Origin of the sequence: Nonomuraea antri (assembly GCF_013283785.1) — a bacterium.
Classification (GTDB): domain Bacteria; phylum Actinomycetota; class Actinomycetes; order Streptosporangiales; family Streptosporangiaceae; genus Nonomuraea; species Nonomuraea antri.
Genome location: NZ_JABCPZ010000135.1, coordinates 1 through 16,086, shown reverse-complemented (window position 1 = coordinate 16,086; position 16,086 = coordinate 1). Strand labels below are relative to the sequence as shown.

Below are 16,086 nucleotides of genomic sequence, written 5' to 3'. Positions count from 1 at the left end.
ACTCGACGTGTCCAAAAGCGCCGAAAAATTGGGCATTTTGGTGATCGGATTGCTATTCTCGGGGCTTGTCCCGTCCGGGGTTGCCAGCAGGGGACCGACCGGAGTGAGGTGCCATGGGCCGTAGCCGAACGATCCGCATGAAGATCATCGGCCTACTGCTGGTTCCGCTGACTTCGATGGTGGTGTTGTGGGGCGTGATCACCGCCGTCACGGCCAGTGAGAGCCTGGAGCTGCGACAGTACAAGACGCTCTGGACGAACCTCCGCCACCCCGCGTACAAGCTGATCAGTGAGCTCCAGAGCGAGCGCCTGCTCACCGCCAAGCAGCTGCGCACCGGCGCCACCGCCACCGAGGAGGGCTCCCAGCGCCTGGCGACCGACACCGCCAGGGACGAGTTCCGCCGCCAGTCCGCGCTGTCCAGGGACGCATCGCCGGAGATCCTCGCCCAGGTCGACGCCGTCTACGCGCAGTTCGACCGGCTGACCGCGATCCGGGACGAGATCGACACCGGGATGACGGACCGGCTGCACGCGGTGGAGTCGTACAACATGATCGTCGACTCCCTGTACGGCCTGCACCGGCGCGTGGCGCTGATCGACGACCTGCCGATCTACGAGCAGTCGCGCATCGTCATCGACCTGAGCTACGCCAAGGAACTGCTGACGCGCGAGCAGGCCATCGCGCTCGGGCCGACCACCGGCCCGGAGCGGCGGCTGTTCACGCAGCTCGTCGGCAACCGGCGCTTCCTCATCGACGAGGCGCTCAGCGAGCTCGACCCGCCGCTGCGCGACACCCAGATCACGATCATCACCTCGCCCGCCTACCAGCGGATGCGGATGATGGAGGACCAGATCATCGCCGGCGGCACGCCGCGCGGCTGGCTGTCCACGACCCAGGCGCTGGCCGAGTCGTTCCAGACCGCGCAGATGCAGGCGAGCCAGAACCTGTCCAGCCGGGCCGAGCCGGTCGCCGACGCGGTGCTGTCGCGGGCGTTCCTGCTGGCCGGGACGTGTTTCCTGCTGGTCATCCTGTCGATCGTGGTCTCGCTGCGGATGGGCAACAGGCTGTCGAGGGAGCTGACCACGCTCAGGCTCGCCGCGCTGGAGGTGGCGCACGAGCGGCTGCCCGAGGTCGTGGCCAAGCTGCGCAAGGGGGACTCGGTCGAGATGCCGGAACTGTCCGTGGCCAGCACCACGACCGAGATCGACGACGTCGGCCGGGCCTTCTCCGCGGTGCAGCAGACGGCCGTGGAGGCCGCCGTCGGCCAGGCGCAGCTGCGCGAGGGCGTCGGCCACGTGTTCCGCAACCTGGCCAGGCGCAGCCAGGCGCTGCTGCACCGCCAGCGCATCCAGCTGGAGGACATGCAGCACCGGGCCACCGACCCGGAGGACCTGGACGACCTGTTCCGCCTGGACCACCTGACCACCCGCATGCGCCGCCACGCGGAAGGTCTCATCATCCTGTCGAACGCGACGCCCGGACGCGGCTGGAGCAAGCCCGTGCCGCTGCTGGACGTCGCCAGGGGCGCGACCGCCGAGGTGGAGGACTACCAGCGGGTCACCGTCGAGCCGATGCCGGGCAACCGGCTGGCCGGGCCGGTGGTCGGCGACGTGATCCACCTGGTCGCCGAGCTGATCGAGAACGCCACCGTCTACTCGCCGCCGCACACCCCCGTCATCGTCCGCGGCGAGTCGACGGCCCGCGGCTTCGCCGTCGAGGTGGAGGACCGTGGACTCGGGATGAGTGCGGAAGAGCTGGCCGACTACAACGAGCGGCTGGCCAGCCCACCGGAGTTCGACCTGGCCGACAGCGACAAACTCGGCCTTTTCGTCGTCTCCCGCCTGGCCGCCAGGCATGCCATCCGCGTGACGTTGCGCGGTTCACCATATGGAGGGACCACCGCGATCGTGTTGATCCCGGAAGAGCACGTGACCGGCCCGGAGCCGGAGGGACACGTGCAGGAGCCCGCCGCCCGTCCGATGCGGGTGGTGCCCAGTGACTGACGAGCGCTGGTTCGACGAGGACGCCGGTCCGATCGTCCCGGCGTACCTGCTGACCCGGGGCCGCACGGTGCCCGCGAGCGAGGCCATCGACCTCATCGCGATCATCATCACCTCCGGCGGGCTGACCCCGCCGGTCGGCCTCGGCCCCGAGCACCTGATCATCCTGCAGAAATGCACCAAGCCCACCAGGCTCGTGGACGTCGCCGCCGAGCTGAACCTGCCCATCGGCGTGGTCAGGGTGCTCGTCGGCGACCTGCACGCCCAGCAACTCGTCCAGGTCGAGCTGCCGCCGCCGGCGCCCGACGCCAAGGTGCTGCTGGAAGTGATCAGCGGGCTCAAGGCCCTCTAGGACGGCTTTACAGAACGGGATCAGCCCGCCGCTCGCGCGAGGTCGTGCAGGAAGACCACGTGCGGGTAGGCGGGCTCGTCCACGTAGCCGCCGATTCCCGCGCCCAGCGCGTGACGGTGGGCGCGCACGTACGGGACGACCGCCGCGACCTCGTCCTCGACCAGCTTCTTCTGCAGATCCGCGTAGGCGGGCACGGCCGCGTCGCCGTCGAGCGCGGCCAGCGCGGCGATGGCCTGGTCCAGCTCCTTCGACCGGCCGGAGAAGGCGTCGCGGAACAGCGGGTAGGCGTCGGGGTAGGCGGGGGCCCAGGTGGTCAGCGTGATGTCCTGGCCGGTGCCCGGCTTGGCGCGCAGGCTCACGTTGACGCCGCCCAGCGTGGCGCGGAGCTTCTTGACCAGCGTGGCCTGGCCCTCGTCGTCCTTGTCGTAGCCGACGGTGAGCGTGAGCTCGGGGTTGTCCGGGCCGTATCCGGCCGATTCGACGAGCCGCTGCGTCTCGGCCAGGTCCTGGGCCGGGTCCGGGCTCGGCGTGTGTCCGGTCAGGCCGGGTGGGACGAGCCCGCGGCCCTTGACGACCTCGCCGCCCAGCGCCGCCACGACGCCGTCGTAGTCGATGGCCGCGCGCAGCGCCTGCCTGATCGTGCGGTTGTCGACGTTGAAGCGCACGAGCAGGCTCTCGAACGACGGCGTCCCCGTGACCCCGCTCTCGCCGCCGGCGGCGAAGTCCGCCTCGCCACGCGCCAGCAGCCCGGCGGCGTCGGAGGTGACGCGGAAGGTCGCCTTCCGGTACTGGCCGGGCCGCCAGCCTTCCCAGTAGCCGTCGTACGCCTTCAGCTCCAGCTCGTTCTCCTGGCCCTTACGCCAGGCGGCCACCGTGTACGGGCCGGTGCCGCCGTCGGACTTGCCGGACTTGTCGATGGCCTCGGTGTCGTAGACGTACGCGGTGCGGGGCGCTGCGGCGATCAGGTCGAGCCTGGCGGCGTGCTTGAGGGTGAACGTCAGCGTGCCCGCGTCGGGGGCGGCGATCTTCTGGACCGGCGCCCAGACCGAGTCCGGGTTCGCCGACATCGTGCGCTCGATGGCCTTCTTGGCCGCGGCGGCGTCGAGCGCGGCCCCGGAGTGGAAGGTGACGCCCTGGCGCAGCTTGAACGTCCACACCTTGCCGCCGCCGGTCGCGCTCCACTCGGTGGCCAGCGCCGGGACGGGCTTGCCCGCGCCGGAGTCGTACCTGGTGAGGGTCTCGTAGACGTTGGCCAGGGCGGCGATGTCACGCGTGGTCGCCGGGTCCCAGTCGGTGATCACCGGGCCGGAGTGTGCGTAGACGAACGGCTTGCCGTCCTCCTGGGCCTGCGGCGCCGACTGGGTCGGCGACTGGGCGGGCGCGGCGCTGCTGGGCGCCTGCGTGGGTTCCGCCGCCTGGCCCGTGCCGCCGGTCTCACCGCTTCCACAGGATGCCGTGGTCAAGGCCACGGCACTGGTGATCCCGGCGACCAGCAGCCGCTTGTGCCAACGCATATGGGGAGATCCTTTCGGTGGCCTCTGTCCGGCTTTCGCAAGATCGTAGCCGCGGAAAACCCGTTGCCGGCCATCGGACGTCCGGGGATGATCGATGGCAGGCCGGGATCTTCCCTGGCACGGCGGGTGGGGGCGCTGGTGTGCCCGGCGGTTTCATAAGCCGCCTCAGGCGGGTTTGATCCCCGCACCCGCTACTCCCCGATTCATTCGGACGGATTCATTCGCATCGATTCATTCGCATCGGTGTCTTCGGGGCCAGGGAAATCGTCGGCCGGGGGCCGTAGGGTGCTGGGCATGACCGACGTGCTGCTCCGCGGCGGCCGCCCCTGGGGGTTCGAGGGGGTCGCCGACGTCCTCGTCCGCGACGGCCTGATCGAGCGGGTCGGCCCGGGCGTCGAGGCGCCCGGAACCCGCGTCATCGACCTCGGCGGGCAGCTCGTCCTGCCCGGGCTGGTCGAGGCGCACTGCCACCTCGACAAGACACTCCACGGCGGGCCGTGGGTGCCCCACTCGGCGGGCGACACGCTCGCCGGCCGCATCGGCAACGACCTCGCCCGCCGCGCCGAGCTGGGCGTGCCCAGCGTCGAACGCATCGGCGCGCTGCTGGCCCGCATGAGCGCGTACGGCACGACGCACGTCCGCACCCACACCGACATCGACCCGCTGGTCGGGCTGCGGGGCGTGGAGGCGGTGCGCGAGGCCGCCGCGTCCTCGCCCGTGGACGTGCGCCAGGTCGCCTTCCCGCAACACGGCCTGCTCACCAACCCGGGCACCGCCGAGCTGCTCGAAGAGGCGCTGAAGAACGGCGTCGAGGCGGTCGGCGGGCTCGACCCGGCCGGCGTCGACCGCGACCCGGTGCGCCATCTCGACCTGGTCTTCGGGCTGGCCGAGCGCTACGGCGCGCACCTCGACCTGCACCTGCACGACGGCGGCACGCTGGGCGCGTGGGAGCTGGAGCTGATCATCGAGCGCACGGCGGCGCTCGGGCTTGGCGGCCGGGTGACGGTCAGCCACGCGTACGCGCTGGGCCAGGTCGACCAGGCGCACCAGCGCCGCCTGGCCGAAGGGCTGGCCACGGCCGGGGTCGCGATCGTCACCGCGGCCGTCTACGACTTCCCCGTGCCGCCGGTCAAGCTGCTGCGCGCGGCCGGGGTGACCGTCGCCTGCGGCCACGACGGCATCCGCGACCTGTGGGGCCCCTACGGCAGCGGCGACATGCTGGAGCGGGCCATGCACGTCGCCTACCGCAGCACGTTCCGCGCCGACGGCGACATCGAGCTGGCGCTGGAGGCCGCCACCTACGGCGGTGCGCGGGCGCTCGGGCTCGGCGGTTACGGCCTGGCCCCAGGTGACCGGGCCGACCTCGTCGCCTTACCCGCGAGTAACCCGGCGGAGGCGGTGGTCGCCCATCCGGCGCGCACTCTGGTCATGAAGAACGGCGTAGTCCTGCACAATTGACCGGCGGGACCATCGAAAGGCAGGCAAGTGCTCTCTATTCACCAGCGGATCGCCGAAGAGCTCGGGGCGCGCGAAGGGCAGGTGCGGGCGGCGGTCGAGCTGCTCGACGGCGGCGCCACGGTGCCGTTCATCGCGCGATACCGCAAGGAGGCCACCGGCGCCCTCGACGACGCTCAGCTGCGCACGCTCGAGGAAAGGCTGCGCTACCTGCGTGAGCTCGAAGAGCGTCGCACGGCCATCCTGGAGTCGATCGAATCGCAGGGCAAGCTCGACGACGAGCTGCGCGCGCAGATCATGGCGGCCGAGACCAAGGCCAGGCTCGAAGACATCTACCTGCCGTACAAGCCGAAGCGGCGCACCAAGGCGCAGATCGCCCGCGAGCTCGGCCTGGAGCCGCTGGCCGACCAACTGCTCGCCGACCCGACGCTCGACCCGGCCGCGACGGCCGCGGGCTTCGTCACCGAGGGCGTGGCCGACGCCGGCGCGGCGCTCGAAGGCGCCAGGGCGATCCTCATCGAGCGGTTCGCCGAAGACGCCGACCTCATCGGCGGCCTGCGCGAGCAGCTGTGGACCCGCGGGCGGCTGGTGTCGAAGGTCCGCGAGGGCAAGGAGGAGGCGGGGGCCAAGTTCTCCGACTACTTCGAGTTCGGCGAGCCGTTCACCAAGCTGCCCTCGCACCGGATCCTGGCCATGTTCCGCGGCGAGAAGGAGGAGGTGCTGTCCGTCACGCTGGAGCCCGACGACACCCCCGACTACGAGCTGCGCATCGCCTCCCGCTTCGGCGTCTCCGACCAGGGCCGGCCGGCCGACAAGTGGCTGGGCGAGACCGTCCGGTGGGCCTGGCGCACCCGCATCCTCGTCCACCTGGGCCTCGACCTGCGGATGCGGCTGTGGCAGGCGGCGGAAGACGAAGCGGTCCGGGTGTTCGCGGCCAACCTGCGCGACCTGCTGCTCGCCGCCCCCGCCGGCACCCGGCCGACCATGGGGCTCGACCCCGGCCTGCGCACCGGCGTGAAGGTCGCGGTGGTCGACACCACCGGCAAGGTCGTCGAGACCGCCACCATCTACCCGCACGAGCCCAAGCGGCAGTGGGACCAGTCGCTGGCCGTGCTGGGCGCACTGGCGCAGAAGCACGGCGTCGAGCTGATCGCCATCGGCAACGGCACCGCCTCCCGCGAGACCGACAAGCTCGCCGGCGAGCTGGTCAAGCACATGCCGAAGGTGACCAAGATCGTGGTTTCGGAGGCCGGGGCCTCGGTCTACTCGGCTTCGCCGTACGCCTCGCAGGAGCTGCCCGACCTCGACGTGTCGCTGCGCGGCGCCGTCTCGATCGCCCGCCGGCTGCAGGACCCGCTGGCCGAGCTGGTCAAGATCGACCCGAAGTCCATCGGGGTCGGCCAGTACCAGCACGACCTGGCCGAGTCGAAGCTGTCGCGTTCGCTCGACGCGGTCGTCGAAGACTGCGTGAACGCGGTCGGCGTCGACGTCAACACCGCCTCCGCGCCGCTGCTCACCCGCGTGTCAGGCATCGGCTCGACGCTGGCCGAGAGCATCGTCCGGCACCGCGACGCCAACGGGCCGTTCCGGTCGCGCACCGCGCTGAAGGACGTGGCGCGGCTCGGCCCCAAGGCGTTCGAGCAGTGCGCCGGCTTCCTGCGCATCCCCGGCGGCGACGACCCGCTCGACGCCTCCAGCGTGCACCCCGAGGCGTACCCGGTGGTGCGGCGCATCCTCACCTCGGTCAAGACCGACCTCAAGACGCTGATCGGCAACACCGCGGCGCTGCGCACCATCAAGCCGCAGGAGTTCACCGACGACACCTTCGGCCTGCCCACCGTCACCGACATCCTGCGTGAGCTGGAGAAGCCCGGGCGCGACCCGCGTCCCGCCTTCAAGACGGCCACGTTCAAGGAGGGCGTGGAGAAGATCTCCGACCTGGCGGCCGGCATGATCCTGGAGGGCGTGGTCACGAACGTCGCCGCCTTCGGCGCCTTCGTCGACATCGGCGTCCACCAGGACGGGCTGGTGCACGTGTCGGCGATGTCGCGCACCTTCGTCAAGGACCCACGTGACGTGGCCAAGCCGGGTGACATCGTCCGGGTCAAGGTGCTCGACGTGGACATCCCGCGCAAGCGCATCTCACTGACGCTCCGGCTGGAGGACGAGACGGCGGCCCAGCAGCCGTCCGACGGCCGCCAGGGCTCCCGCGACAACCGCGGCCGCGGCGGGCGCGGTGACGGCTCACGCGGCGACAGTTCTCGCGGTAACGGTTCTCGTGGTGACGGCTCCCGTGGCAACGGTGGGCGCGGCGGGAACCGTGGCAACGGCGAGGGCCAGGGCCGCGGTGACCAGCGCGGACGCGGCGGCCAGCGTGACGGGCAGCGCGACGGCGGCGGTCGTGACGGCGGTGGGCGCGGCGGCCAGGGCCAGCGGCGCGGCGACCGGCCCGCACCGTCGGGCGCGATGGCCGAAGCCCTCAGAAAGGCGGGCCTCGGCGGCGACAACCGCTGACCCATGACCACCCGGGAGGGGCCTCACCAGGCCCCTCCCCCACCACCACCCGGAACGCCGGTTATCGGGGTCACACGCCCTGGGGTGCGGTTGCGGGCGTGAGATGGGTGGGCGGGTCAGCTCTCGGCGGAACCGGGGTGGCGACGGGAGAGCGGTGCCGGGCGATACGGTCGAAGGGTGAGTACGACAGCCTTCACCGAAGCGGTAACCCAGGCGCACGACCTGCTCAGGTGGTGTTCCCCGCTGCGGACCGAGCTGTGGGCCGCCCGCCTCGTGGCCGCCGTCGGCAGCCCGGAGTCCGTCGAAGCGCACGAGTCCTTCGCCGAGGAGTTGGCGGCGGCGGGCACCCAGGAGGCCCGGCTCACCCTGGCCGCGCTGGCCGCCGTCGTGCCCGACTCTCCATACGCGCGGCAGGAGACCGGTCCGCTGCCGCAGTGGACGGCCCGCATGGGGCGGGTGGTGTGCGAGGGCGGCTGGTACGGCAAGGCCGACCCGTACGGCGAGCAGACCCTGGCCGCCCTCGCCTTCCGTTACGAGAACGGCAAGGAACCCCACCTGCTCGTCGTCGGCATCGACCAGGTGCACGGCGGCCTGGCGGTCGACGGTCTGGTCGAGGAGCCGGAGTTCCTGAACGATCTGCGGCTGGCCGAGTCCGCGCGCGAGGTGGTGGCGGGCCGGGTGCTCAACGCGTTCGAGCTGGCCGACAACCTCATGGGCGCATCGGTGGCCGACACGCTGCCGGCGATCCGCGCGCTCGCGCTGGCCCGCGCGCGGGCCGTCCCGGACGTCGTCCGTCATGCGCCGGACGACGCGCTCGACCGCTTCCGCGACCTGCCCGACCTGTCCGGTCTGCCTGACCCGGCGGGGGCGCGGGAGGCGTTCGAGAAGCTGGCGGAGTTCGTCGGCGATCGGCCGCTGTGGTGGAGCCCGGCGCGGGTGTCGCAGTTCCTGACGTCCTGGCTGCCCAGGGAGGCGATTCTGTCCGACGCGGCGACGTCCGCGATGCCCGACGTGCTGCGGGCCTGGACCAGGTTCTGCGGCGATCAGCCCGAGGTGCACCGCCGGATCGACGCCGACGCCCCCGCACTGCCCACCCTCATGGCCGACGATTCCCTGGCCGGCCTCGCCAAACGCCTCGCCAAGGCCCAGGGTTGAGCCTGTCCGCCTGCCGCCGTCCCCTTCGTGCCGAGGCCCCCGCACCCCTCAGCACGAAGTCGCCACGAAGTCGCCGCGCCCCTCAGGACGAGGACGCCACGCCTCTCGGGACGAAGTCCCCACGCCCCTCGGCACGAGGACGCCACGTTCCTCAGGACGACGTCGCCACTCCCGCCCGGCACAAGGCCGCCACTCCCACCTGGCGCGAGGCCATCGAGCCCCTGGGCACGACGCCGCCACGCCTCTTGGGACGAAGTCGCCACGCCGATCGGCACGAGGCCGCCACGTTCCTCGGCACGAAGTCACCACGCCCGCCCGCACGAGGCCGCCACTCCCACCTCGCGCGAGGCCATCGGAGCGCTGGGCACGACGCCGCCACGCCTCTCGGGACGAAGTCGCCATGCCGATCGGCACGAGGCCGCCACCCCCGCCCGGCACAAAGCCGCCACTCCCGCCCGGCGCGAGGCCATCGAGCCTCTCGGCACGCCCTTGGCACGGCGGCAACGCGACCCGCGACGGCGTCGCCTTGCCCCCTAAGTACGGCGACACGGGCCCCTCGCGACAGCGCCGCCGCCCCCGATACGACGCCACGGTGGCCCCCGGTGCGTGGGTGATGTGGCGTAGTCGTGGGTCAGGGCGGCTATGCTGCGCAGTGACGTTTACCGTGCCCCCACTTGGGCGTTCTGAGGGAGATTAGGGCGATGTACAAGGAGTTCGCACTCGAGGCCGTCGTTTGGGTTGTGCCGATCGTGGTGCTGATCGGGCTCGCACTTCTCGTCACCGCCTGAGCCCCGTCAGGGCTGGTGATCGTCAGGGGCCGGTGATCGGCCCCTGACGACCGATCCTCACCAGTACCGGTAGTACACCGTGGTGTTCACGTAAGCGTCGAAGTCGATCTCGTTGTCCATGTGCCGGTCCCACAGGCGGGCCAGCGTGCGACTGCGTACCGTGCAGCCGGCCCAGCGGACTCGCTTGCCCCTGATGGAGCCGACGTAGTCGGTGCAGGTGCCGACCCGCTTGCCGTTGATCTTCAGCCGCGCGGTCATCTTGACGTTGAAGAGCAGCTTGCGTGAGCGATTGGTGATCCGCACCTTGATCCGGCAGGTGTCCTCGCACCTGCCGAAGTACACCTTGGTTCTGATCAGCTGCCCGGCGGCGGCCCCCATGTACGGTGCGCCGATCGCGGCGGGCGCCGATGCGGCGGTGGCCACCTGCGAGGCGGGGACAGGGGCCGACGCCGACGCGGGTGCCGCGACGCCGACCGCCGACGCGGGTGACGCGACCCCGATCCCGACGCCGGCCGCCGTCGCTAAGGCGAGCATGCCGACAAGACTCTTGACCATGTGATCCCCCAGTGCGATGAACCGTCGCTTCCCCCGGTCGAAGCGACTCCTACCTCCTTCGATTAACCGTCAGGAAAGCCGCCGGGTCAACGGCTGGGGGTGGTGCTAGGAGGCCCAGGCCAGGAGCGGGCCGCCCTGTCTGAGCCGTTTCAACGCTTGTTTCTCCAGTTGCCGGATGCGTTCGCGGGTCAGCCCGAGATGCTGCGCTATCTCGGTATAAGTCCGTATTTCTTGTCCGGCTAGCCCGTACCTCAACCTGATCACGAACGCCTCGCGCGGTGGCAGGGTGGTGACCACCTCGTGCAGTTCGGCGCTCATGGCGCGGCGTTCGGTGAGTTCCTGTACCTCCAGCCCGTCCTCGTCGGCGATCATGTCGCCGATCTTGCCTTCGCCGAACTCGCCGACCGGGATGTCGAGACTGACCATCTCCTGCCCGAGCCTGCGTAACGCGGCGACCTGCTCGATGCTGCGTTCGGCCGCCACGGCCAGCTCGTGGTCGGTCGGCTCCCGGCCGCGGTCGGCGGCAAGCTGCCGTTCCACCCTGACCAGACGCGAAAGCTCCTCGGCCACGTGGATCGGCAGCCGCACGGTACGGCTCTTGTCATGAATGCCACGTTCGATGGCTTGGCGAATCCACCACATCCCATACGTCGAGAACTTGTACCCACGGGTGTAGTCGAACTTCTCCACCGCTCGGATCAACCCGAGGTTGCCCTCCTGGATGACGTCGAGCAGCGGAAGCCCGCGGTAGGCGTAGCGCCGGGCAGCCGCCACCACCAACCGCAGGTTCGACTTGATCAGAAGATCTTTTGCGCGCCGCCCGTCGCGCACGATGAGTTCGAGCTCTGGTGTGCCCGCACCACGCTCGATCAGGTGGCCTGCGTACAGGCCTGCTTCGATCCGCCGGGCGAGATCGACTTCGTCCGCGGCGGAGAGCAAGGGGGTCTTTCCGATCTGCTCCAGGTACGTGCCGAGCAGATCGGGCTCTTCGGCCGACATGAACGGGGACTACCCGGTAAACGGCGGCGAATTCCCGGCTTCGTTGAGTTCTGCGATGGCGAGTTCGGCTGTAGTGCGGATGTCGAAGAATTTGTCCAGCGCGGTGATCGCGAAAAGGTGCTTGCAACGGCCGTTCAACCCGGACAGCAGCAGCCGCCCGCCCGAAGCCGTGACGGCCTTGTGCAGGTAGACCAGGACGGACAGGCCAGAGGAGTCACAGACGCTCACGGCCTGCATGTCGATCACCAGCAGCGGCGGCTGGGTGAGGTCGAGCGCTTTGGTGACACGGTCGCGGACCTCGGCTGCGGACCCGAAATCGAAGTCCCCCGTCAGCCGCGCGATGACGCAGGGTCCCTGGAGTCCGAGGCTTATCGACAAGGCCTGCTCCGAAGTCACCCAGCTCCACCTACCCGCGTTGCGTTCCCAATCCCACCACTTTACGAGAAGTGGCGTCTCGGGTTGAACACCAGCATCTGATCAATCTGGTCGTCGGTCACACCCGAGTCGCGCAGTGCGGCCAAGACGTCGTCGTGAATGTGATCGTAGCGCCAGTTGGGTGCCAGCGTCCCCAGCGCGGTGTCCCAGGCATCACCGAAGTAGTCCATGAAGCAGGCGTGGTCGTGGCTGAGCACCATGCGGTCGGCGTACCCGCGCCGGCACAGCTCGGCGACCGTGGCCACGCGTTGCGCGGTCGGGTTGTAGAGGTCGAGGCCGAACCTGTCCATGCCCAGGGTCGCGCCGGTGTCGGCCAGGCGCATGAGGTAGTCGAGGTCGTTGCTGTCGCCGCTGTGCCCGACCACGACCTTGGTCAGGTCCACGCCCTCCTTGGCGAACAGGTCGAGCGCGAGGATCCCCGACTGGGCGTGCACGTTCGTGTGCACGGTGATCGGCGCGCCGGTGCGCACGTGCGCCTGCGCGACCGCCCGGCAGATGCGCTCCACGCCGGGCGTCAGCCCCCTCGCCTCCACCACGCACTTGAGGAACGCCGCTTTCACGCCGGTGTCGGCGATGCCCACGGTCAGATCGCGGACGAAGTCGTCGACCATCGGGTCGGGCACGTCCATGAGCAGGCCGGGGCCGCGGTGCTCGTACTGGTGCGGGAGTTCCTCGTAGGAGTAGATGCCGGTGGCGACGATGATGTTCAGGTCGGGCACCTCGGCGGCGATGCGCTGGATGCGCGGCAGGTAGCGGCCCAGGCCCCAGACGGTGGGGTCGGCGATGGTGCGCACGCCCTTGGCGGCGACGGCGTTGAGCTTGCGTATCGCGTCGGCGACCCGGAACTCCTCGTCCCACCAGCCGCCCTTGCCGTAGTTGTCCAGGTGTTCGGTGGCGACGACGAAGACGTGTTCGTGCATCAACGTCTGTCCGAGATCGTCGACGTCGACAGGGCCTTTTACGGTGTTGACGCTGGGCATGCGTGCCTCCATACCGGCCGGTCCGTGGGCGCCAACCTAGGCGGCGGCGCGACCACCGTCAACATCTCCCGCCCCACCGAGCGACCGGCGGCCGTCCCCGTGTGGTGTACGGCCGCCGGCGGGGTGCGGCCTACCTGCCCAGGCGCGCGAACAGCGGCTCAGGCCGCGGCAACCGCGCCCCGGCCACCCCCGCGCCCGCCGGCCCAGTAACCGGGCCAGTCACCGGGCCGGTCACGGGGCCGGGCACCGCCGCGCCCACCCGGGCCGCCGCCGTGGGCAGGAAGGGCTCCAGCTGGACGGCCAGCTCCCGGCAGGCGTGCACCAGCGTCGCCAGCGACACCGCCCGCCCGGCCTCGTCCTGCCGCCACGGCCGGTTCGTCTCGACGTACCTGTTCGCCTCCTCGACGATGGCCCAGACCGCCGCGGCCGCGCGCCGAAAGTCGAAGTCCTCCAGCGCCTCGTGCACCAGCCGCGGCGCTTGCAGGCACGCCGGCAGCGGCTCGGGCGCGGCATCGGGCACCACGCCGCCGCGGAAGCGGTGGACCATGGTGACGACCCGGTTGACCAGGTTGCCGATGCCGTTGGCCAGGTCCTCGTCGGCCCGCGCGACCAGGCGGTCCTCGGTGAAGTCCACGTCGCCGACGCGGGGCGTCTCACGCAGCAGCCACCAGCGCACCGCGTCGACCCCGTACGCCGCCACCAGCCGCGCCGGATCGACCGCATCGCCCGCCGACTTGCTGATCTTCCTGCCGTCCACCGTGAGGTAGTCGTGGACGAAGATCGCGTGCGGCAGCGGCAGCCCGGCGGACAGCAGCATCGCCGGCCAGTACACCGCGTGGAAGCGGATCACCCCCTTGCCCATGAGGTGCGTCCTGCGCGGTTCCTCGACCCACCACCGCCGGTAGTCGTCGCCTTCGAGCGCGGTGACGTAGTTGGCCAGCGCGTCCCACCACACGTAGACGACCTGGTCAGGGTCGCCGGGCACCGGGATGCCCCAGCCGCGGGCGCGCTCGGCCGAGCGGGAGATGCTGATGTCGGCCAGCCCCGCCTCGACGAACGCCACCACCTCGTTGCGCCGCGCCGCGGGCTCGATCCTGAGCCCGCCGCTCTTGACCAGGTCGAGCAGGACGTCCTGGTAGCGGGACAACCGGAAGAACCAGTTCTCCTCCGCCACCCGCTGCAGCGGCGCCTCGTGCCCTTCCTGGCACGGGCCCTCGGTGTAGAACTGCTCGCAGCCCACGCAGTACAGCCCCTCGTAGCGCCGCCGGTAGAGATCGTGCCGTACGGCCGCCCAGATCGCCTCGACCCCGGCCCGGTGCCCGGGATGGCGGCTGGTCCTGATGAAGGAGTCGAACGACAGGTCGAGCGGGTCGCGCAGGGCCTCGAACGCGGCCGCGTTCCTGTCGACCAGCTCGCGCACCGGCACGCCTTCCGCCTCGGCGGCCAGCACGTTCTTGAGCGAGTTGTCGTCCGTGCCGGTCTGGAAGCGCACCGGCTCGCCGCGCCCCCGGTGGTGCCGGGCGAGCACGTCCCCCTGGACGAGCTCCAGCGCGAACCCGAGATGCGGGCGGGCGTTGACGTAGGGGATGGTCGTCGTGATGTACATCGGTCGCCTCCATGGGGCCCGAACACGACGAGAGGCCCCGGCTAGCAGGGCCTCGATGAAGACATCGTCGGTGAGCCCCCTAGGGGGCCATCATCACCGTCCGTGTCGTCATGCGGCCATGCTAGCGCGGCCGGCGGCCCGGCTTGATCGAATTTCGCCGCGCGGTCAGGCGGCGCGGCCGCGTCTTCGGTGCCGGACGAACCACACGGCCAGCCCGGCCGCGAAGACCCCCAGCCCGGCCAGCACCGAGCCTGCCGGCAGGGTGAACGCCAGCACCAGGCACAACGCCAGGCCCAGCGCCGGGACCGCCTTGGGCGGCGCGCCCTCCTCGCGGGACAGCGTGAGCGCGCAGGCGTTCGCGATCGCGTAGTAGACGAGCACGCCGAAGGACGAGAACCCGATCGCCCCACGCAGATCGGCCACCAGCAGCAGCGTGATGACCGCCGCGCCGACCGCGAGCTCGGCCCGCCACGGCACCTGCCGGACCGGGTGGACCGCCGCCAGCGCTTCCGGCAGGTCGCGTTCGCGGGCCATGGCGAGAACCGTCCGCGACACCCCGAGCACCAGCGCCAGCAGCGCCCCGAGCGCCGCCACCGCCGCGCCGACCGCGACCACGGGTCTCAGCCAGCCTTCCCCGGCCCAGGTCACCACGTCCTGCAACGGGGCCTCGGAGATCGCCAGCCGGCCCGGGCCGAGCACGCGCAGCGCCGTCAGCGCCACGAGCGCGTAGACGACGAATGTGATGCCGAGCGCGATGCCCACGGCCCGCGGGATCACCCGGCCGGGATCTCGCACCTCCTCGCCGAGCGTGGCGATCCTGGCGTAGCCGGCGAACGCGAAGAACAGCAGGCCCGCGCCCTGCAGCACACCCCAAAGCCCGGACGGCACCCCCGCTTCCGCGGCGAGCAAGTGCACCGGCGGGTCGAGCAGCGCGGCGATGATCTCCCGTTCCGCGGGCGTGTCGAGGGTGCCGGGCGCCCACCCTTCCCGCGGCGTGAGGGAGATGACGGTCTCCTTGTCGACGAGCTTCCCGTTGGGCGGCAGGCTCTGGTCACGCACACCGTCGGCCTGGCCGTACCAGACCACGGTTCCGCCGAAGTGGAGCTTCCCCGGAGACTCGTCGAGCAGGCCGGCGGCGATCACCGCCGCCAGCACGGCCAGCACGAACGCGACGATGACCCTGGCCACCAGGGCCGAGCGTCGCACGCCGTACAGGTTGAGCGCGGTCAGCGCCACGACGGCGCCGATCGCCAGCGGCTTGGCCAGGTCGGGCGCGACGTAGGCGCCGAACGTCAGCGCCATCGCCGCGCACGAGGCGGTCTTGCCGACCGTGAACCCCCAGCCGGCCAGGTAGCCCCAGAGCGGGCCGAGCCGCCGCCTGCCGTAGACGTACGTGCCGCCTGACTCGGGGTAGAGCGCGGCCAGCCTGGCCGAGGACGTGGCGTTGCAGTACGCGACGACGGCCGCGAGCCCGAGCGCGGCGGGCAGCCACGCACCGGCGGCCAGGGCGGCGGGCGCGAACGCGGAGAACACGCCCGCGCCGATCATCGCGCTCAGCCCGACGACGACCGCGTCGGTCGTGCCGAGCCGCCGTGCCAGCCCCTCCGCCACGCGACCCCCTCCATGATCACGACCCGCGCATGATGTCACGGCCCGCCCAAGCATCCCGATCAAGCCGCACGCTCGCACGAGGAACAGCCCGCTCAAGCCGCCCGCCCGGACGAGGAACAGCC

General features: G+C 71.2%; 12 protein-coding genes and 1 tRNA gene. 6 read left to right on the top strand and 7 right to left on the bottom strand.

What is annotated here, in order from left to right; genetic code table 11:
- The first annotated feature begins 113 nt into the window (after window positions 1-113).
- Both HII36_RS34250 and HII36_RS34245 read left to right on the top strand, forming a co-directional pair.
- Window positions 114-2,003: a sensor histidine kinase gene (locus HII36_RS34250; protein WP_236004152.1), complete on the top strand. Its 1,890-nt coding sequence runs from the start codon at window positions 114-116 to the stop codon at window positions 2,001-2,003.
- Window positions 1,996-2,352 carry a DUF742 domain-containing protein gene (locus HII36_RS34245; RefSeq protein WP_173527458.1) on the top strand — a complete coding sequence of 119 codons (357 nt, stop codon included), beginning with the start codon at window positions 1,996-1,998 and terminating at the stop codon, window positions 2,350-2,352. Before HII36_RS34250 ends, HII36_RS34245 begins: the two co-directional genes overlap by 8 nt.
- A 20-nt stretch (window positions 2,353-2,372) precedes the next feature.
- Here HII36_RS34245 and HII36_RS34240 read toward each other — a convergent pair whose 3' ends face one another.
- A complete protein-coding gene (locus tag HII36_RS34240; protein ID WP_173527457.1) occupies window positions 2,373-3,866 on the bottom strand; it encodes an ABC transporter substrate-binding protein in 1,494 nt (497 codons plus the stop codon).
- A gap of 121 nt (window positions 3,867-3,987) precedes the next feature.
- On the opposite strand from HII36_RS34240, the gene HII36_RS34235 reads away from it, so the two are divergent.
- The 4 genes from HII36_RS34235 (at window position 3,988) to HII36_RS34220 (ending at window position 8,990) form a co-directional block, all read left to right on the top strand.
- A tRNA-Met gene (locus HII36_RS34235) sits at window positions 3,988-4,060 on the top strand.
- Between the two features lie 100 nt (window positions 4,061-4,160).
- Window positions 4,161-5,324 carry an amidohydrolase gene (locus HII36_RS34230; protein WP_173527456.1) on the top strand — a complete coding sequence of 388 codons (1,164 nt, stop codon included), beginning with the start codon at window positions 4,161-4,163 and terminating at the stop codon, window positions 5,322-5,324.
- 27 nt (window positions 5,325-5,351) lie between these two features.
- Window positions 5,352-7,835 (top strand): Tex family protein, encoded by a 2,484-nt coding sequence (locus HII36_RS34225; protein WP_173527455.1) that lies wholly within the window; start codon window positions 5,352-5,354, stop codon window positions 7,833-7,835.
- 177 nt (window positions 7,836-8,012) lie between these two features.
- Window positions 8,013-8,990, top strand: a complete 978-nt coding sequence (locus HII36_RS34220; protein ID WP_173527454.1) for a hypothetical protein — start codon at window positions 8,013-8,015, stop codon at window positions 8,988-8,990.
- 845 nt (window positions 8,991-9,835) lie between these two features.
- On the opposite strand, the gene HII36_RS34215 is transcribed toward HII36_RS34220, so the two are convergent.
- The 6 genes from HII36_RS34215 to HII36_RS34190 form a co-directional block, all read right to left on the bottom strand.
- Complete coding sequence (locus HII36_RS34215; protein WP_173527453.1) at window positions 9,836-10,312, bottom strand: hypothetical protein; 477 nt, start codon at window positions 10,310-10,312, stop codon at window positions 9,836-9,838.
- Between the two features lie 126 nt (window positions 10,313-10,438).
- Window positions 10,439-11,332, bottom strand: coding sequence for a sigma-70 family RNA polymerase sigma factor (locus tag HII36_RS34210; protein WP_173527452.1), 894 nt, complete (start codon window positions 11,330-11,332; stop codon window positions 10,439-10,441).
- 9 nt (window positions 11,333-11,341) lie between these two features.
- Window positions 11,342-11,728 (bottom strand): STAS domain-containing protein, encoded by a 387-nt coding sequence (locus HII36_RS34205; protein WP_170246496.1) that lies wholly within the window; start codon window positions 11,726-11,728, stop codon window positions 11,342-11,344.
- A gap of 41 nt (window positions 11,729-11,769) precedes the next feature.
- The gene (locus tag HII36_RS34200; RefSeq protein WP_173527451.1) at window positions 11,770-12,747 is read right to left on the bottom strand and encodes a phosphotriesterase family protein; all 978 of its coding nucleotides are present in this window, start codon (window positions 12,745-12,747) and stop codon (window positions 11,770-11,772) included.
- 130 nt (window positions 12,748-12,877) lie between these two features.
- Window positions 12,878-14,353, bottom strand: a complete 1,476-nt coding sequence (locus HII36_RS34195; RefSeq protein WP_173527450.1) for a methionine--tRNA ligase — start codon at window positions 14,351-14,353, stop codon at window positions 12,878-12,880.
- A gap of 165 nt (window positions 14,354-14,518) precedes the next feature.
- On the bottom strand, window positions 14,519-15,901 hold the full coding sequence (locus tag HII36_RS34190) for an APC family permease (RefSeq protein WP_236004153.1): 1,383 nt from the start codon (window positions 15,899-15,901) through the stop codon (window positions 14,519-14,521).
- Window positions 15,902-16,086: the final 185 nt, after the last annotated feature.